This is a genomic window from Euzebyella saccharophila (genome assembly GCF_014855495.1).
Lineage (GTDB): Bacteria > Bacteroidota > Bacteroidia > Flavobacteriales > Flavobacteriaceae > Euzebyella > Euzebyella saccharophila.
Map to the genome: position 1 here is coordinate 1 of NZ_JACYFJ010000010.1, position 19,927 is coordinate 19,927.

15 protein-coding genes are annotated in these 19,927 nt (G+C 40.1%); all 15 read right to left on the reverse strand.

Annotated features, from left to right (window positions below; genetic code table 11):
* Positions 1 to 677: 677 nt before the first annotated feature.
* Positions 678 to 1,562 carry a PorP/SprF family type IX secretion system membrane protein gene (locus IL355_RS18740; protein ID WP_121848498.1) on the reverse strand — a complete coding sequence of 295 codons (885 nt, stop codon included), beginning with the start codon at positions 1,560 to 1,562 and terminating at the stop codon, positions 678 to 680.
* A gap of 20 nt (positions 1,563 to 1,582) precedes the next feature.
* A complete protein-coding gene (locus IL355_RS18745; protein ID WP_192463629.1) occupies positions 1,583 to 6,877 on the reverse strand; it encodes a T9SS type B sorting domain-containing protein in 5,295 nt (1,764 codons plus the stop codon).
* A 511-nt stretch (positions 6,878 to 7,388) separates the two neighbouring features.
* On the reverse strand, positions 7,389 to 7,661 hold the full coding sequence (locus tag IL355_RS18750) for a hypothetical protein (RefSeq protein ID WP_192463630.1): 273 nt from the start codon (positions 7,659 to 7,661) through the stop codon (positions 7,389 to 7,391).
* 50 nt (positions 7,662 to 7,711) lie between these two features.
* Positions 7,712 to 7,945 carry a hypothetical protein gene (locus tag IL355_RS18755; protein WP_121848495.1) on the reverse strand — a complete coding sequence of 78 codons (234 nt, stop codon included), beginning with the start codon at positions 7,943 to 7,945 and terminating at the stop codon, positions 7,712 to 7,714.
* Positions 7,946 to 8,272: 327 nt separating this feature from the next.
* A complete protein-coding gene (locus tag IL355_RS18760) occupies positions 8,273 to 8,935 on the reverse strand; it encodes a CPBP family intramembrane glutamic endopeptidase (protein ID WP_192463631.1) in 663 nt (220 codons plus the stop codon).
* 125 nt (positions 8,936 to 9,060) lie between these two features.
* Positions 9,061 to 9,897 carry a LytR/AlgR family response regulator transcription factor gene (locus tag IL355_RS18765; RefSeq protein ID WP_192463632.1) on the reverse strand — a complete coding sequence of 279 codons (837 nt, stop codon included), beginning with the start codon at positions 9,895 to 9,897 and terminating at the stop codon, positions 9,061 to 9,063.
* 642 nt (positions 9,898 to 10,539) lie between these two features.
* Positions 10,540 to 11,289, reverse strand: a complete 750-nt coding sequence (locus IL355_RS18770) for a hypothetical protein (RefSeq protein WP_192463634.1) — start codon at positions 11,287 to 11,289, stop codon at positions 10,540 to 10,542.
* A gap of 441 nt (positions 11,290 to 11,730) precedes the next feature.
* Positions 11,731 to 13,182, reverse strand: a complete 1,452-nt coding sequence (locus IL355_RS18775; RefSeq protein WP_192463635.1) for a glycosyl hydrolase family 28 protein — start codon at positions 13,180 to 13,182, stop codon at positions 11,731 to 11,733.
* Between the two features lie 91 nt (positions 13,183 to 13,273).
* Complete coding sequence (locus tag IL355_RS18780) at positions 13,274 to 13,717, reverse strand: hypothetical protein (RefSeq protein WP_192463636.1); 444 nt, start codon at positions 13,715 to 13,717, stop codon at positions 13,274 to 13,276.
* 31 nt (positions 13,718 to 13,748) lie between these two features.
* Complete coding sequence (locus IL355_RS18785) at positions 13,749 to 15,407, reverse strand: glycosyl hydrolase 115 family protein (protein ID WP_192463637.1); 1,659 nt, start codon at positions 15,405 to 15,407, stop codon at positions 13,749 to 13,751.
* Positions 15,408 to 15,477: 70 nt separating this feature from the next.
* Complete coding sequence (locus IL355_RS18790; protein ID WP_192463639.1) at positions 15,478 to 15,681, reverse strand: hypothetical protein; 204 nt, start codon at positions 15,679 to 15,681, stop codon at positions 15,478 to 15,480.
* 171 nt (positions 15,682 to 15,852) lie between these two features.
* Positions 15,853 to 16,641: a sialate O-acetylesterase gene (locus IL355_RS18795; protein ID WP_192463640.1), complete on the reverse strand. Its 789-nt coding sequence runs from the start codon at positions 16,639 to 16,641 to the stop codon at positions 15,853 to 15,855.
* A gap of 58 nt (positions 16,642 to 16,699) precedes the next feature.
* The gene (locus tag IL355_RS18800; protein ID WP_192463642.1) at positions 16,700 to 17,689 is read right to left on the reverse strand and encodes a mannonate dehydratase; all 990 of its coding nucleotides are present in this window, start codon (positions 17,687 to 17,689) and stop codon (positions 16,700 to 16,702) included.
* Between the two features lie 17 nt (positions 17,690 to 17,706).
* Entirely contained in the window at positions 17,707 to 18,450 is a 744-nt protein-coding gene (locus IL355_RS18805) for an RraA family protein (RefSeq protein WP_192463643.1), read from the reverse strand.
* 1 nt (position 18,451) lies between these two features.
* A complete protein-coding gene (locus IL355_RS18810) occupies positions 18,452 to 19,927 on the reverse strand; it encodes a GH39 family glycosyl hydrolase (RefSeq protein WP_192463645.1) in 1,476 nt (491 codons plus the stop codon).

The following is a 19,927-nucleotide window of genomic DNA, read 5'->3' on the forward strand; positions in this document are numbered from 1 at the left end:
CGGTGACCTTCATTCCTGAATCGTACTGTTGGAGCATAGATACTATCTGTGCTTCGGTAAATCTGCTTTTCTTCATAATCTAAAAATAGTTGATTTTTAAACTGTTTGAAAAACAGGGAAGCCTTCATTTTTAGGGAAGCCTACATTTTTAGGGAAGCCTACATTTCGGTTTCATTGGACCAGAAGTAGGTATGATCTCCTACTTGAATAGCATATCTTTTATTCATATCGTTGAACATACTATTGAAAAATTACGAAGATTATTATCAAGGATAATTCTGAAATAAAAGTACCTTAAATAGTGAGGAATCGAAATACTTTTTGTAATCGTTTATTTGAACTTTCAACTAAATTACTATTTCTGAATAATCGATTGTAGAAAATGGGGAAGGCTACATAGGACTTTTTCTTGACTGTGTTCTCTTTGGCCGTTTTCGGGATTGCCCAAAAGTTTTCTTGGGCCAATTTTCTTAAAATCCAATTATCCTTTTTTTTTGGGTGCCTTGCCGAAAATTAACGATATACCCAACCATCAATCGTGGAAAAGTGGTAGGCCGCACCATAGCTTAATTCTTAGGGATAGTTCTGTCCCTAGAGCGGGCGATCACTAAATATAAAGGAACAAACTGGCCAGATCCCTCTTATGAACCGGCCAGCTATATCCAAAACCAAGACTTCTATATTCTCAATCTCATGAATAACTCATGGGTACCCTTTTCAACACCGCCAACAGGTTTTTCCAAGGCGTTCTCATAAGCATACCCTACGTCAAATCCTCCACTGATATTGAACAAGAATAGACCGCTGATACTTTCGCTAAACCTGTAACCCGCGCCGATAGTGAAACGCTCTGCAAAACCCACCATACCGGTGAGCTCATAGGAAACCGGGGAAGCGGTAACAAAACGAAGCATATTGGTTAGGTACAGGTTGGTGGATTCCGAGAGCTCGAACTCATAACCTCCGGCCAAGTACATATGAACCTTATCGGTGCCTACCCTTGCCTCGCCGTTGCTTTCCTCCAAACGTTCGGGGGTCAACAGTTTCGGAATGGAAGCCGAAACAAAGTATTTATCATTTTTCCAGTACAGCCCAACACCAACGTTTGGCGTAAACCTATTATCAAAGTTCATCAAACTACCGTCTTGGCCCACCCCATACGTTTGGAGGCCCTGGGTATTGGCATCATAGGTGTTGGCGCTCCCTTTGAGACCAAAGAAGAGTTGGTTGTTCTCCGATACCTTCACCTGGTAAGAAACATCTATGGCCAGCCATGTCTGTGTTTCGATAAAGGTCTTATCATTAAGTACCGACACTCCTAGGCCTACATTTTTTCCCAACGATGTACCGAAAATAGCACTTTGGCTTTCCGGAGCGCCTTCTACCCCTGCCCATTGGCTTCGAAGGCCCAAGGCAAATTCCAGGCCGTCATTACTACCGGCATAGGCAGGGTTCACTACGTTCATGTTATAGCGATAGAACGAGTACTGCGGGTCTTGTTGGGCATAAAGGCCTAGGGCCGCCAGAAGCACGCTAAATATTGTTATTACTATTGTTTTCATTTTTTTTTGGCTTGATTAGGTTAATAGTTGATGAATATCCAACCTCTCAACGGAGCTTCACCATTGCCGAGGTCGATTATGTAGAGATAAGATCCGGAGGGCAGTTTCTCGTTCTTATTCTTAAAGAAACCCTGCCAATCGTTTCGATAGCTATTTTGGGCAAATACTTCATGACCGTAACGGTTGTAGATCCTTACGACATTGTTGGGATAGTTTTCGATGCCGGGCACCATCCATGAATCGTTAAGACCATCGTTATTGGGCGTGAAGGCCTCCGCCGGAACCAGTACCGGTTCATTATCCTGTGGGAAATAATCCTCACTGTCAGGAACCCCGTCATTGTCATCGTCGTCGTCCCTATTGTCGGGAATACCGTCATTGTCATTATCGGCCGGGGTGTCTATCGGGTCGGTACTATCCGTTCCCGACTCGTTTTCCTGTTGGTCAGTATACCCATCTCCATCGTCATCGGTATCGGCATTGTCACCGGTACCATCACTGTCGGTATCTTTTTGCTCTGTTTCGTCCAGTGGAAAATCGTCCGAGCCGTCCACCACTCCATCATTATCGTCATCCTCGTCCACATTGTCCCCAAGACCATCACCATCGGTATCGACATCCTCTTCACCGTCGTTGTCATCGTCGGTATCCTCATTGTCACCAATGCCATCGCCATCAATATCGGAATACTCATTTGGGTTATGGGGCAGGTCGTCTACATCGTCGGGATACCCATCGTTGTCATCATCCTCATCGGAATTATCTCCAGTACCGTCCCCATCGGTGTCGGTATCTTCATTCCCGTCCAAAGGAAAGTCATCCTCCGTATCCGGGGTTCCATCCCCATCGTCATCGGTATCGGTGTTGTCACCTGTACCGTCCCCATCGGTGTCGGTATCTTCATTCCCGTCCAAAGGAAAGTCATCTTCCGTATCCGGGGTTCCATCTCCGTCGTCATCGGTGTCCTCATTATCCCCGGTTCCATCACCGTCCGTATCAGTATCTTCGGAATCATCTAATGGAAAGGCATCTTCTGAATCTGGGGTTCCATCATTATCATCATCCATATCACATACATTTCCTTCTCCGTCATTATCAGTGTCCAACTGGTCTGTATTAGCTGAATCAGGGCAGTTATCCAAATCATCCCTGACTCCATCATCGTCCGCGTCGGTGTCCTTATTTACAACATGATTAGCATTGATTCCCGTGTTGCCATCGTTATCAGTTAAAGAAACTGTTAGGGTAATCATACCATCGCCAAGATCACTTAAATCGATATCTGAAATCTGATCGGTTGAAGACGTAATTTTACCTGTACCCGTTACATTGGTTCCCCCACCTTCACTACTAAAAGAATATTGGTAATTGGCGCCAATTTCTGCACCTGTAAATGTAAAAGAGGCAGATGATTCGTTGGATACGTCCAAAGAAGCCTGATCGAAAGCTACAGTGTAACCTACCGGTGCGGTTGTATCTTTATGAACCGTATCTGTGGTAGCTATGCCGGCATTGCCCTTGTCGTCGGTCAAAGCGACCGTCAATGTAATAGTGCCGTCATTAAGTCCGCTAAGGTCAATTCCTGAAATTTGTTCCTCTGTTGATGAGATAGTACCCGCGCCGGTAATATCGCTAACGCCACCGTCACTACTGAAGGTATAATTATAGGTAGAGCCCAACTCAGCACTTGCCAAAGTAAAAGAGACCGAAGTTTCGTTGGATGGATTTATCGAGGCTTGATCAATGCTTACGGTATATCCTACGGGAGCAATGGTGTCTTTTTCCGCCAAATCAGTGGCAGCTGTACCTACGTTGTTGTTCGCATCGGTCAAAGTAACCGAAAGACTAATAGTACCATCGCCAAGAGCGCCTAGGTCGATATTAGAAATCTTATCGGTCGAAGTTGTTATTGTGCCTGAGCCTGTTACATCAGTTCCCCCGCCATCGCTACTAAATGTATAATTATAGGTGGCTCCTACTTCGGCACTGGCAAAGGTAAAACTGATAGAAGATTGATTTGAACTCACTACCGGGTCTTGATCGATAGACACTGTGTAGCCTTCAGGTGCAATATCATCATTAACCGAAACGGTAAATTCCTTGGTAAAGTCATCCGTACCATCATTGGTGTTGATTCTGATGTTGTAGTTGCCCGCCGCTAAAGTACTATTGGTTCTTAGGGTAGTACCATTGATATTAAAACTCGCATTGTCGGTATCACCTGTGCCCGCTATGAGTGAGTAGGTGTGAGAATCGCCAGAATCTGCATCGATGGTGGATAATGTACCAACCGTGGAGTCCAAACCCGTTGCACTTTGATTGATGCTATTATTATTTAGAGCTATATCGGTAGGAGCAATGTTAATCGCTTGAACCGTGATTTGGAAATTATAAGGTACATTGACCTTTCCATCACTGAGGGTAAGTTCTACATCATGGACCCCTGCATCAGCGTTGGTTGGCGTACCGCTTAATTCAGCCTTAGTTGCTACCTGAGCAATAAGTGCGGTTGTCAATAAATATAACTCACCCGTATCTGATATTACGAGGTCATCGGCAAAACCGCCGGAAGAAACTGTAAAAAATGTATTAATATTACCGTTGATATCGATTTTTCTTATCCTTTTGCTTAATCTCTCGGAAATGAAAATTTCGTCATGTTCATTAATGGCTAATCCCGATGGGTCGGCAAAAGTCGCATTGACTGCAGGTCCGCCATCACCAGCTTCCGATCCGGCACCTTGTGTACCAGCTATGGTTTCAATGGTGTCCGTCGATAAATTAACCCTCCTGATGATGTCATTGAATCGGTCGGTAAAGACCAGACGCCCAGCATTATCAAACGCCATTCCGTGCGGTTGAGAAACTTGTGAGGTTGACGCAGTCCCTGTGTCGCTATAACCCATTGTTCCTGTGCCGACGACTCTTGTCCAATTCGTAGCGGGGTTATTGTTGGCAAGGTCAATTTCATATATTCCTCCCCGTGCCGACGCATAAAGTTTTGAACCGCTAGAATTCACTAGCAATCTAAGGATGAACGGTTCCGGTAAATCTGACAGAAGGGTTCGAGTACCCATGTTATCAATTTTAACGATGTCCGATTTGGCGTAGTCTCCAACATACACTGCATTATTGACCACATCATAGGCGATTCCTAATGGATTTAGATTTGTATAAGTCCCATCACCCTGATACCAAGTTTGCACATTTCCGCTCTCATCAACATAGCGAATCCCATACTCTTCGGTATCTGTGAAAAACAATTTATTATCACCATAGGCGGCAGTACCTGTTCGAATGACTGTGGCGGAGGCACTGGTACCATCTGGCGATTGATTTACACCATCCCCCATATTGCTTGGCGTTGCACCAGTACCTACGAAACTGGTTTGCAACGTGCCACTGGTAAAGGTCAACCAAGTAGGGACGTTGTTTGCCATCCAAGTAATTACATCGTTATCAGCATCTGAAGCCTTGATGTCGTAGTAATAAAGTGATTCCGCTGTTGCTGATGTGATTGAGGTGGACGTCACCGTTGGGGGATTATTGGTTGGGGCAATAGTTACAGATCCCGAATCACTATAGGCTATACCGCAACTGCCATTGGTCAGTACTGCTCTATACATTGTAATATTTGCTACGTTACTGTAACTATAGGTGTTTGAGGTATTCGAGATATCTGACCAAATAATGCCCTCATCGGTCGAACGCTGCCATTTGGTAATGGTCCCTGTGTAACCTGTCAACGTCAACGTACCGCTATTGGTGGTGGAACCGTGCACCGCTGAACTAACCTCTCCTCCTTCGGGAGCCGTACCGGATACTACGGTAATTTCCTTTGATGGGGAAATATCCGTAAAACCACAGTTGTCTATTTCGGTAACAACCCTGTAAAAATAAGTTCCTGTACCAGCAATGACTTCATCAAGTGTAGTTTGTGTATGGGCAATATCAGTCCAGTTTGTATTATCGCTGGAACGTTGCCACTTTTGGACTTCACCCTGCTGACCTGAAACAAAGAGTTCAACATTTGAGCCGGCACAAATCGTGGTGTTTTGGGCGAATACATTTCCAGCCTCAGCTTCCGACACGTTTATAGGTGTACTTGAGGTGGTTAAGTTGTTACAGTTAGTTGGGGCATTTGTATTAACAATTGCCCTATAGTAAGTGGTTCGGGAAATATTGTTAACTACCAATGAGGTGGAAGTGTTGTTGATGATCATTGGGGTATCGATAAAGTTATTGTCGGAGCTTTCCCAACGCACTACTGTACCATTAAGTCCAATAAGGGTAAGCGTGGTTGAATTGGAACCATAACAAACGGAAACCTCTCCACCGGTAATCGTACCTCCTGGAGCACCATTTATGTTGATATTTTTCGTGAAAAATGGTGTGGCACTGGTTTGATCATAGGGCATATCACCAAATTCCATGATACCAAAAATCGAAGAGGTGTTGGGAAAATCGTTCCAATCTCCTGCACTTGAATAAACATGACCAAAAGACTCCCCAGGGTTCCCATTATTATAATCATTCGGTTCACCGCTTCTCCAATTTTGATATACGCCCGAAATTTCATTGCCCCCTGTTCCCGCGTTAGCGGTGGTAAGCTGGGTACCTTTTTCCGGTCCTGTTACCCAAAAAAATTGACCTTCTGAAGCATTTGTATTAGCGAACTCATTATAACCTAAAGCTTGATTGATTTGGTCATGATCATCTGACGCTCCCATCCATGAATCTTGACCTATCAATCTGGTCACAAAAGTATTTTCAGCTGCATCCGTCAACGTTACCAAGTAACCTTCCCTTCCATAGTATGAAGTAGAAGAGGCCAAGGTTTTGGCATCTGTCCAGCTGGACGGATTTGGAGTAACACGATAAAAATGCCCGTTCAAGGGATTATAGAATGTTTCCCCGGCCACAAATGAAATCTTTCTGGATTCCGGGGAACATATTGGACCGGATGTTATCGTAACATTCCTAAGAAATGCCTGCCATTCCGATGGCGACAAAGTCCCCTTAAATACAATAGATCTGGTGTTACTGTTCCAACCAGCAGTCGATATACCGGCTGGTAACCCGCCATTGTAACCCAATTGATCGGATGGTGTGAATGAGTTGGTAATGGAAACTGTAAAATCGGTGATATTCGACCCCGCTTCAATATTCAAATTCGGGGCTACAATGGTCGCGGTGGTCGCTTCAATCGCATTTGGCTGATTGTCGCCGGAAACGGTTATATCGTTTTGGGCGTAAATAGTTCCAAGAGAGAGCAAGAGAACTATAGGTCTAAATAATTGGGTTAATTTTGTCATGGTTTTTTGGGTAATGAGTCAGTCATATATTTAATCTTATATTTTGGCATAGGTCATTCTGGTCCAACTTGTTGGACTTTTTTAAATAGCTTCATTGAAAACCTTAATTAATGGTGTTCGCAATGCGGAGTTAAAGTGTGGAACCAATGAAAGATTACCTACATTCCGCTAGTCTACTCACCTTAGTTGCAAGCGATTAATACCTTGCTACAAACGTGTCTGATAAAAACGGCAGAGAACCTTTGTTATTGCAATCCTTACACTTTAATTGTAAGAAAAATCATTTTACGATAATTCCCACAATTAAAAATTTTGCCGGATAAGTCTTAGTATTGGATATTAAACATCAAAAAAACTGATTTTCAATATTTTAAATCGAAACTCATTTTATCAATTCGATAATTTCGGATAGTGAATGGATAACTGTTAAATTTTTGTTTTACCGTAATCAGATGATACCATAAATAAGTTCCACATTACCCGATTAAAATTAAGCGAGGGATTTCATCGTTTATCTAGACTTAAGCGATTTTGCTTTTTCAAGACGTTCCCTGAAATCATTTAGCTTCGGTTGAACGTCCTCTCTTCCGCTACCTGCGAGGTTATGAAAGACTGACACAGCTTTATCTAGGACCCTGATCTCTTCATCAATGAATTTGCCTTTCCTGTACAGGATGGCTAGTCTTCTATACGGAAAGCTACCTTCAAAACCTTCGGAAATGTTACCTTCATATAGAGCTTTGGCCTCCAATATTCTTCCTTCTTTCTCAAGGCGCTTGCCCATCAGGTTCCTTCGAATTTGTGAATCGAAACTGCTCATTGTTCTTTAATAGATCACTTTTCCCAATGCTTCAGGTAAATCTGATTGTCATTGACATCGAACAGTCTTGAATAATTGTTGACCCTGGCCAAAATTTGGCCACTTGTGACTGCATGTCCGTCGATTCGTTCGTAAAGTGAGAGAGTATTGATCATGTCGGATATTTCACTCGGACGCAGCGGCCTATTCGATATTTTGAGCGTTTCTTCTATGGCCTCGTGAAGTTTCTTTTTTAGTTTATTTTCCATGGTCGTTGGTACTCTGGTATCTACCTGTTCATTTATAACCTCTATAGATGTAGGACCTTACTTAATAAACTAATTACTAAAGCTTTATATCTTCACCAAATTACAAAAAAACTAAATGCAGTAAGTAAATCGACTAATTATCGGTCATCTGGGTCTCGTCCGGTCAAATCCGACCGAAGGCCGCAACTTTCCTTCCTTTACATTGTACACAATCGGATAAGAAACCATCCACTATCGTTTTATTAAACTTTTGACTACTTTTCAAACATAAGTAGCCAATCTATAATTTCTTCAAAAGTTAATTCCATTTCAATTTATGGGGTGTCACTACGCCAATCCAAAATAAAAGCTCAATATACCAAGAGTATTGAAAAAGCCATGTACCATAACATTGAACCAGAGATCGTATTCACGCAGATAGAATATAATGCACAATAATGCTCCGGTAGTACCAGCTACAATTTGTCCCGTAATCCCTTGTTGCATATGCATGTAGCCAAAGAAACTTGAAAATATGATAATATTAAAGATAAGACTGATTTGGCTATCACCAAAGAATTTGACAAATTGTCTCATGAAATAACCACGAAAGATAATCTCCTCTCCAAACGCTGCTGTCGCCCAAACTAATAACAACCAAATCAAGGTGGTTGTCAGATTTCCTTTCACTTGGTCCATGCTTGAATAATCAATAGGGACACCCGTAAGCATTTCGATTCCTGGAACCAATGCAAAGACGTAAAAAATAAATAGCCCAAATGCTACTAAAGGAGGAAGAAATAGTAGGTTTTTCCCGGTAAATTTGTCTCGGTAAAACCCTAGGGCTGAAAATGGTTTTCCCTTGTATTCCCAATAATTGGCTCCGATTATGATAACGGATAGAATTATATTTTCAAAAGGCGTTCTGGTAAAGGGCCCAAAATAGGCGAAACAAATAATAGCCAGAGTAACCAATGGAATTGCAACTTGTGGTAGCGTTGGTTTTGTCATTTCGAATCGATTTTAAATTCAAGACGAAATAATGAACAACCCCCCTGAAAACCTCTTGAATTACTGAGATTCTTACCGAATGGTAACAAATTTACAACTGGATGGTCTGTCGTTTTTGGCCACTTTTATAAAAACCAATCCATAAACGCTTTTCGTTTGTACCTACTGATTATGATTTCAGCAAGTGTACCGTTAGACAGGGAGGGTTTTAGCCGAAGGCGCAACTTGCCATTTTCAATCCTTTCAATCTGGTCCACCGCATCCTTATGAACAATGACTTGACGATTGACCCTATAAAACAATTGATCGTTTAGTTTTTCTTCGAGTTCGTTCAACGTAAAATCGGTGGTAATCGTAGTGCTATCGTTTTGAACCGTATATACAATTTTGTTTTCGCTATAGAAGCAAGCGATATGTTCATAGGTAAGCTTCTTTAGTTTCGCCCCGCTGTCAATAGTGATTTCAGCATCTTTCATCGATTTTCTATAGAGACCGTATGTGTCTAGGGCATAGGCCAATGTAATTAGAATAATACTTACTAAAAGGGTAAGTAACAAACCGATTAATAAATAATAGAATTGGGTTTCGGCACCCGCAATTTTGTTTAAGACAATTCCCAAAGGAAAATACAGGAGAGTTATATAGCCCAGCGTGGAGACCATATACCATGAGATGGAGCTGATGTCCACTTTTCTATGGAAATACTTTTTCGTGTAAAATCTAAAATTAAGCTCTGCTATTGTTCCTATAAGGAAGCATAATGCCATAGAGGTTAGAAAGCCTTTCATCGGGAATCTGTAGTCCCCCCCATCTGGAAAGCTTTCAGGAGACCCAAGATGATTTACAACAAGGGAAAACAGCGTAAATAGGATGATTTTTTGTGCCCATCGCCATGAAGAAGGACCCATAAAGACATGCCAAGGGGTTTTGAAGGTTTTCTTGTAGGGTGGTGCCGTACCCATGAATTAGAGGCTCATTTTTTAAGGAAATAAAAATAGGTAATATTCTCCAAACAATAGACTTGCCCAGCTTACTGTTGAGCCATTATCGAGTTCCTAGAGGGTTATACTATGTTCCCTCCTAGTTTTGAATAGCGCCGTATTTGTTTTGATAAGAATGGTTTTATTGAACTTTTAGTAAATATCCTCTAAACGATAAATCGGAATCCTTCAATCTCCATTTTTGTTTACAATGTACACATTGGTAAAAGTATTCTCCATCAACGGTATTGCTTAAATATTTCATTTTGCCCTTTCCAGGTTTCAACCCCAATTGTGAATCAACCTCTAACCAGATATTTTCGCTCTTAAAAGATGAATATTCTCTAGTAAAACAATCTTCACACATAATTATCTATAGCCTGTTTCAGAATCCTTTTTTTGAACTTTCCACTAAATTACGATTTCTGAATTATCATTTGTAGAAAATGGGGAAGGCTACATGTAGGGCAACTTGCTTTGAATACTATGCTGAATAGCGCTTTTCCTCCTAGGATTTCAAAAAAGACCCTTAAAGAGGCTTAGAATAATCCGTTTTTTCATTTAATAAGTGGTTGTGCAACGATTACCAGTGTTGGGCGTAGTTTTTTTCCGCCCCGATAGGTTTTAAATGTTGCCAGATTGAGTAAAAAAGTCCACCACCTTTTTGTCCTTAAGTAATTCTGTTATGTGTATGTCAATCTCTTCTGAAGACAATATTGGTGATTCCAATTGTAGGGAACGAAAAGTCCCATCTTTTTGTGGTGCAATTAAAACTATTCGGCCAACTCTTAAGTCGAACAGTCGCATATTCACGATTGCATACTCGTTTCTATCGGCAGTTAAAAAAGCTATGAAGTCAATTTTGCTGGATTTCGTTCTGATAGAACCCTGTCCTGTAAAGTGTGGATGATTTCTGGATGTTACATTCACTCTTGTATGGGTAAATTTCTTCGTGTCCACAGAGTCTGTTAGTCCGACGATTGTAAAAAACACCTCATTTGACTTTTCTGGAATAAACCTTTTGTTAACATCACATTTGGTGACGTAAAGAGAATGATAGATTATTGTTTTGTCCTCTAATTTTATTCCTTTCCATTCGCCAGAATTTCCCAGTCCTACAAAAGTACTGTCGGTCAAGTCATAGTCAGGAACAGGAAACACTCCATTAACCAATGGTTTGCCGTTTAAATTGATATTCCCTATATCCGCTTTCCAATTTTTCTTGCTGATTTTTGTGCTATCGTTTCTATTTTGGTTATGGACTTTTTCTTTTTCGACATTCCATTCAAATCCGTTGTTTTTTTCTTCTTGGTTATTGCAACCAATTAAAAATGATAAGCTCAAAAAAATTATTGTGTTGAATGGAAGTTTCATTTTTTATAATTACTCCCAACGCAGGGTTAAGTGTAGTCGTGCGATTGGGTTTTTGTTTGTCGTACCAACAAGGTACGTAAAAAAGAAAAATACAAGGGAGCACACCAGATTGCATATAGCGGTTGATATGCACGGTTGTCCTTGATGGCACCTAAAGGTCATAAAATCGATGATCCCTCGTCTCAAAAACAAATGGCTTAGAATAATCCTTTTATTGAACTTTTTTTAAGCTACATTCTCTGGATTATCAATTGTAGAAAAACGGGAATGCTATGTGGCTTACAGAACGATTTTAAACTCAATAGGTTAATTATTCTTTTCACATATTAATTCTTTAAAGCAATATATCACTAAAAAAAATAAGCGATTTTCAAAAAACTACACAGACAAGGCCTTGTCTTGCTAAAATCTAGGGTGAGTTAATTCTAGAATCCCAAATAATTATCTTATAGTTATATTTGTTGTGTTTTCAACAGAAATCCGGGCTTCTTCAAGACTTGTCATTCTCTTGCCCCCGAAAGTCAAATTTTCAATAACTACCCCCTTGATACTATTTTTATGGTCCCAACCTTTTATCAAAGAAGGTATGACCTTTTCTGAAACCACTTGAATGTCCTTAAAAATTACATTTTCAATATGCCCTCGGTTTTTAGAGAAAGTGGACCTCTCATTTTGTGGCAAATAAAGCCATTGACCTCTATTATCGTTTGCGTCGGGGTCTTTAAGGGAATCAGGAATATTAAACCCAAAACGTCTAGAATATTTAGCAGGAATGTCAACACTATAAATCGATATTCCGATATAAAGATCAATTAGTTCATCACGTGCATCCTCCACACGTACATTTTCGAAAGTTACATTTTTAACGGTGGTATTTTCAGCATTGTGAATACTCAAAGCCGCCCCACGCTCGACTCGGATAATATCGCAATCTCGAAATGTTATATTTTGGACAAAATCACCCTTTAGTTCGAATCCAACTTCTAGGGCGTTGCCCCCTCTCGCGTTCCATAAAACAGTTTTCTCGATTAGAATATTATCGACTTTTGGACTACCTCGACGACGGACAATATCGGGCTGCTTACTTTTTATAGCTATACAGTCGTCGGAACTCCTTATAAAACAATTTTTAACTTCCACATTATGACTAGCTTCAATATCGATTCCGTCGCAATTTGCACGCCACCCAGTCTGTTTATGATTATCTATTACTACGTTGTCACAGCCACGTGGGTGCAATGTCCATCCCCAAGCATCGTGAATTTGAACATCTTGAATTAATACATTCTTGCACTCAGTTAGTAGAATGGAATTGACTTTAAGAGTTTTACGCGTTGATTGATCTAAGATACCGCTTCCCAATATTTTAATATTATTTACATTATCGGCCGTAACATAGCCTTGCACAATTGCACCAGGTTCCAAATACAAAGTCTCGTTATCATACAATCTAATTTCACGAGCATCGTAAATTTTACCTGCTTCATAATAACGAACATTGGGGTCTTCCTTGCTAGGGACATTATCACGTTCGGGGCTAGTAAATAAAAAAAGCGGTCTTTCTATATCATCGTCAAATTCAATGCTTAGATTCATTGCCCTTGGAATTGAGAAAATAACCTTGTTTCCCTCAATCTTGGGTTTGATTCTGGCATTTACCGGACGAATAACCACATTTTTAAAAGGTTTTTTATTAACTACAGTAACTGTGCATTTACCGTTAACAATGGCATACGACATTGCCGCAATAGTACCTTCCAAAACAGGTAGTTCTTTCCCCTCTGCTGTAACGTGAAAATCTTGAGCACGGGGATATTCCGCCGCAAAATTTGGCACTATTACAGATTGTGCCTGTACCTTTGAGACACTAGTAATTAGGAATAGTACGCCCATTACCGTAATCGTTTTAATAACCTTGTGAAAGCTTTTTTTTATGAAATTCCGTTTTATCATTTTTGTGATATATTTTTCAATAATAAATTATTTACAAATGCTCTCCCAACATATTCAAAACCTCTTCTGTGCGATTTTTCATCGCATTAGTATTCATCTTTTTATCACCTCGGTACCAGCCCTTCCATTTACCTTGGGAACCTAGCTTTTTGCCATGCTCAATTAAATCAAACGCAGTCAAGGCTTTTCCCAAATATTGTTGTGCCGTCTTCCAATCTGCATTATCGGCAGCATTTTTGGCATAAATACAACTTTGTAACCACTTTCCAAGACCGATTACAATTTCCAACTGTCCAACCAGGTTGCTTTCAAAAAAGTCCTTTTCAACTCCCTCTAATTTTGAACCAGCTAATGTTGCTAAAGTTTTTGCTTTATAAAGACTGGCCAGTTGTAAGTTTAGCTTTTCCAAACTTTCTTTCAATGATAAACTTGCAGCTGGGTTGGTGTCAGACAAACTGTGAGAAAATGCATCCACAGGCTTTTGACGTTTTTTATGTTTTTCGTTATTACCATAGCCGTTTTTTATGTTTTTTTTCCAATTGGCCTAATATACTAAGCCCCTTAATTCGTTGCTGTCCATCTAAAAAACCGGGGATTTGCTTTTTCCCCACTTTTTCATAACTATCAAAATATTGCCTATAGGCCATATAGGTTTCTTGAGGGGCCAAGGAAAATCTTTTCGCGCACCATGATTTCAAGGCTTCTGAAGATTCAAATAAAGTCATGTTCCACAACATATCCGAAGTAGTCTGTAGTGCCAATGAAAATTCCCGAATGTTGGAAACGTTCAAAATCGCATATTCATCAGAATCTCGATTCACTGCCTCTTTAAAAAGCTGGAATGGTTTGAAAGGAGGAATCGCCTGGGACAAATGTGGGCCTGACCCCCATAGCTGGTAATGGTAATATATCCCATATTTCACATTGTCTTCACGTTCGGTCTCATAGAAGTCCGATTGCCAAACATAGCCTGGAGAATTATCAGCAAAAACAACCATCACATTGTCCGGTATTTTCAATAGCCCCTTTTGATTAAAAACCGCGCCTTCCGCCCACAATGTGGTAGACATTAAGGGTTTTTCTTCCCTTGTAACCTCCTTAATTATCTCTTTCTGCGCATGCATGGCATCCGAAATAATGCGGGCCCTGTCCTCGTCCGATTGGGGAACCCCAGGATCAGCAAACCACATAGGTCTATCAGCAATACCCCTTAAACCAATTTGCCAAATAACATCAGGGTACTTTGCCCATCTTCTGGCGTATTCAGTCCATGTTTCAATAAGTTTTTCCTTTTCACTATAAAAACTGAACAAAGGTTCTTGCCCCTTTTCCTTCCAGTAATTTTGGTAGCCAAAAGCACTGACTCCTAGGGGCTCGATGTGGTGCATAGAAATATATAAACCTCTTTTGGACGCCTCGGCAATCAACCGTTCCTCTGCTGGGTTTCTAATATCTATAAAGCTTGCAGGGATAATCAAATTATAGCGTAAGCGAACAGCTGCCTCGGCAACCTCTTTGATTAGGGACGGGTTTACAATCTGACCATAGAACGGATAATCAATATTACGTACTCCTCCACTCTCTTTAAACTCGGTCAATAAATCTTCGTCGTTAATAAACCATCCCCTAAACTTAAAATCGGGCTCGCTGGACATATAGTCAATGTGTTCTAATTGAATCACTTCCTTTTTTTCGGCTTCGTAACCAGTCCAATATTTCAGCGGGTCTACGTCTAGCTCCTTTTCTAAAAAATAATAAATGCCGAACATGGTGCCCCGAGGATTACTGCCAATGATGTTTATCCTATTAATTCCTCCCTCTTCAGAAGAAAAAATAGCATATTTCTCCCATGCTCCCTTTAATGCCGACACTATTTCGCTATCTACATACCTCTTTATGCTTGAATCGCTTAAAGTCCCTATTACTATACAATTGCCGGCACATCTATCGATTGAAGTAACCGTCTTTATGGTTATGCCAGAAATTTGTTTTACATCAGTAATCAAGTCATTTACGGCAAGCTGAACATATTCCGGTTCGTTGGAGCCGATAAAAATTGTGGTCGTATCATCGTTTGAAATAGTAAACTTACCAGAAGTAGTTGTGCATTGAGCAGTCAAGAAACCTAACAATATTAAGACAAGAACTTTATTATCGAATTTCATTGTTTATATTTTAAACATTATTAAAAGATTAGCATATTGTAGTCCTATTTTATTCGGCGAGGGTGGTGAACTAGGTCCAGCGTTTGCCCTTACGTTCAGGACTGGCGAACAAAAAAAGTGGTCTTTTAATATCATTGTCAAAATCAATATCCTGATTCATTGCCTTCGGAATTAAGAGAATAACCTTGTTTCCATCAATTTTCGGTTTGATTCCGGTACTTAAGAGTCGAACAACCACTTTTCTAAAAGGTTTATCTCTAACTACAATTGCCATAAATTTACCTTTGACAATGGCAAACTATTGGTTTAAGAACAACCTTAAATATGTTTTATTTCGTCCTTACACTAAAACTGTATTGCTAGATTCATTTGACTCAAAAAGATAATTGAACATAAACTTCATCTATATGTTTGAGCAACCTTCCGTCTAGTATGTATTCTAACTTTACTGTTTTTTAAATTTTAAAATAGCTTTTGCATACTTTATTCCCAAAGCACGGGCAGACTTAGAGTCCAAATGGGTGCCATCACCTTTATCTTTTGCATTCTTTAATCCCACTACCTCGTAATTTTTTACTGAATCTTTTAAATCTAGCATGGCACCGTTAACCGCTTGCGCGTAAATATTTACTTCCCGCTTACCCTGTACTTTTTTAACTACCTTAAATTTTGACAATAAGCCTGCAACAAAAGGGAGGTTGTCAACAGCCAAATCCTTCCTAAATCTTTCTATAAGCTCATTCAATTTTTGTTGATAGCCAATTGATCCATTTTCATTACAATCGCTTTCTCCCTGGTTCCAAATAATCCCTTTCAATTCTCCAGACCTCATTGCAGATAGGGCGCGATCAATAGCTTGATCATAGGGATATAATTTGGTCTTGGTATCAAATGCACCCGGCTCCCAGAGTCTTATACTTGTACCCCCCACTGCCGCAGGGATTAGTCCTACAATTATAGAGGTATCCCTATTTACTAATTCCCTAGCGAAAGATAATCCTGGTCCCATACCAACAATATTCTTGTCTACTCTTAAGGGTTCCTTTGCGATTTCCCATTGACCATCTCTATTGAAGCGAAGAATTCTATTATGTGGGATAGTATCGGATTGCTCTATTGGAGAACTACCCGCCATGTTGGATTGACCCGCTAAAAGATACAGATGTATTTCTCTCGACTGATTTGCAGGATTAACAACCTCTCGAACTCTTGGAGAGATTGATGTCTGGGCCAACCCAACAGAAATTAATAACACGAAAAAGCAGAAAAAATACATCCTTAACATAGATCTTTTATTTGAATACTGATATACTAGTAGAAGCTTCACAGGCATGCATTAACCCCTTTATGTAGCCTATTCCAAAAAGATTGCCTTTCATTTCATAGCCCACATTTTTATTGTCCTCTCCGGCCATTGTTGGTACATGATCTGATCGTATTGGACCATCAAAACCAACTTCTGTATAAGCTTTCATCATCTTAAACATGTCGGTAGGTCCATTATCATGAAAGGTTTCCCGGAAATCTTCGGAATGGCCTTGGACGTCCCTAATATGTACAAAGAATATCTTACCGTTCTTACCGTGCTTTTTAATCATCTTCAGTACATCTTCATTCATTGTAGTAAAAGTGCCTTGACAAAAGGTTAATCCGTGGGAGGGGCTATCTAAAAGTGAAAGAGCCTTGTCCATTGCCTTTGCCGAGGTAAGTATTCGGGCTATTCCATGTACGGGGCTTATGGGTGGATCATCAGGGTGCAGTGCCATTTTAACATTATTAGCTTCTGCTACAGGCATTACCTGTTCTATGAACCATTGGTAATTTACCCATATTTGCTCTTCTGAATAATTACCCCACTCCGAAATAGGCTCTTTTTTTGACGTTTCATAGTTAAATCCGCTAACAATCGCACCACCTCTTTCAGTAATCGCGTGATGGGTTCGGTACCAGCCGGTGGCCATAAAGTTGTAACACAGCAAAGAAACTCCAAGTCGCCCCATGTTTTCAAGCATTCTTTGATATCTCTCAATGTCTTTTTCCTTTCCTTTTAAACCCAACTTGATACGGTGCATATCAAACTGGTCTCCCTCCAACCCATAGAGCCTGAAACCATTTTCCTCGAAGATTTCTTTTGACTGCGCAAAAGAATCATAATCGTCAATTGAAGGTTTTCCGGTAAGTTCAGGGGCCAACTTGGCAATTGCATGGTCAATACCCATTTGCCGACAGAGCTGCCATTTTTCATCAGGACTATTCCCAAAAAATAAAAAGGAGAGTTTCATAACTAGCGTCGAATTATTTAAAAGTATCCCCCTTTATCGGAGATTTCCTTTGCAGATTGGCCTTCCTTTACCCAACCAAAAATTTTCTTTTCGTTCTCCCGTATCTCTTCCGCTCGTAATAACACTTCGTAAGCAATGTCCCTTGGCACTGCAAGTACACCATCAACATCACCCAAAATGATATCGCCTGGCTTGATAAAACATTTATCTATCTGAATGGGTACTTGGTAATCCGTAATAAGGCATCGACCCAAACTACCATTTGAAGAACGATATTTATAGAAAACTGGGAATTGCGCATCCAAAATCTGATGAGTATCCCTTATTCCGCCATCCACACAGGCGGCCTTAACACCTTTTCCCTTGGCCGTTGCCGTCATGACCCCGCCCCATGAGGTTGATTCCTCGTCCCCGCTGGTGTCATATATCACAAAGGCATCTTCATGCATTTCATCCAACATTTGGGTTCGAAACTCCATTTCCCCACTGATCTTAGTACTGGAGGAACTTTTTACGGTAAATGCAAAGCCGGCTATAGTCTTATATTCCCGAAGGGCCTTTATACGGATAGGTAAGGCTTGGTTCAACAGCGTAAACTCTCGAAGCACATCACTAATGGCTCCTGTATATATCTGTTCGTATCTTTTAAGCAATTCCTTATCGGAGATTGGAAATTTCTTTTTGGAAATAATCTCTCTAACCTCGATCAATTTCTCAAGATTCATCATTCCTACTTCCTTTTTATAATCTTCTACACTCATTTTACTCAGGTTTATTTTTATCAGATTTTAATTTTATTAAGCTCTTTTCCGCAATTAAAATGGGGGAATCATAAATCGGAATGTTCATGAACTTGTAATACGTTCCTTTTTTGGTCCAATCACTTTTAGGAATTTCATAGACCTTACCAGTACGCATATCAACATAGACCGGGTCCACAAAATTCCCGTTCGCAAATTCAAAATCATTAGAGGTCTTTTTTGTTGAGTCGGTAGGTGTATCTTCATTTTCCCAAATAGTCACAATCTGATAATCAGAACTGTCAGCTCGGTATCCATAAACTGATAGTGAGCCTGAGGTATCAATTATATAAGGATAATTGGGAATACGCTTTAGAGAGTGATCAAATATGGAGGTTAAATTTTGATAAGCAAAATAAGATGGTTTTAAATAATCTACTGTATTATCCTTTTTAGATTTAATAAGTCCCTTTGTATTTACCGTATATATTGGATTTTTTAATTGGACCACTTTACCATTTTCCTTACCCAAGACGCGGACGTAATTCATATCAATTATTGTAAAATACAAAGAAGGGATATCCCTACCTAAATCACCCAACAACTTTCGTAATAACCATTTTGATTGAGACGTTTCTGTCCAAGGATAGTTTTTTAGTGCATAATAGCTTTGATTTTCTGAAGGACAACCTAATTCCCCTTGCCCTATAATAATATGGTCAGAGTATGATTGAATTAGATGTTGAATCTTCTCATATTTGGGGTAAATTTCTTCAGGTCGATAGGTATAACCATGAAGTGTGATTACATCCACCAAATGAAGTTTATTGGCTTTTTTAAGATAATCTAAAAAACTAGCTACATATTCTGTTTCAATGTGGGCCAATGAAAGTGCGTAAATTTTTGCTTCCGGAATTTTTGATTTTATTATTTCAGCAGTGCGTACGAAAAGTTTGGAGTATGCCTCTGGCGTATTTTCGGAGTTAAGATCACTTTCGTTCCAAATTTCCCAAATTTTAACCCGACCCTTGTATCGATTTACCAATGCCATAACCCACTGGTCCCACGCTGCCAAAGCTTCCACTGATACAGGAAAGCCTCCAGAAAGATTTGGCATTCCACCTCCTTCGTAAATGGGGTTTCCATAAGATGTTTGCAGCCAGGGTTCCACACCTTGTGCAATTACTTCATCTATAATTTTGTCGAGCCATTCAAAGTTGTATTCACCCTTTTTACGCTCACATTTAGCCCAACCTGCTTGTAGTCTAATTTTTTTGGCTCCCGTTGCTCCTAAATATTGCTTCCATTGGTCAAAATCTGTGAAATCACGATCCATTGTTTCACCTCCTATAGACCAATTTGAGGCTGTAATTTCATGCGAGCTACGAGGTTGTAACTCTCCAATCGAAGAATAAGTTATATCCTGTTTATTCTGAGCATAAGAAAGAAACCCTATTAGGGTCACAAATAGATGACTAAACCTAAAATATGTTTTCAT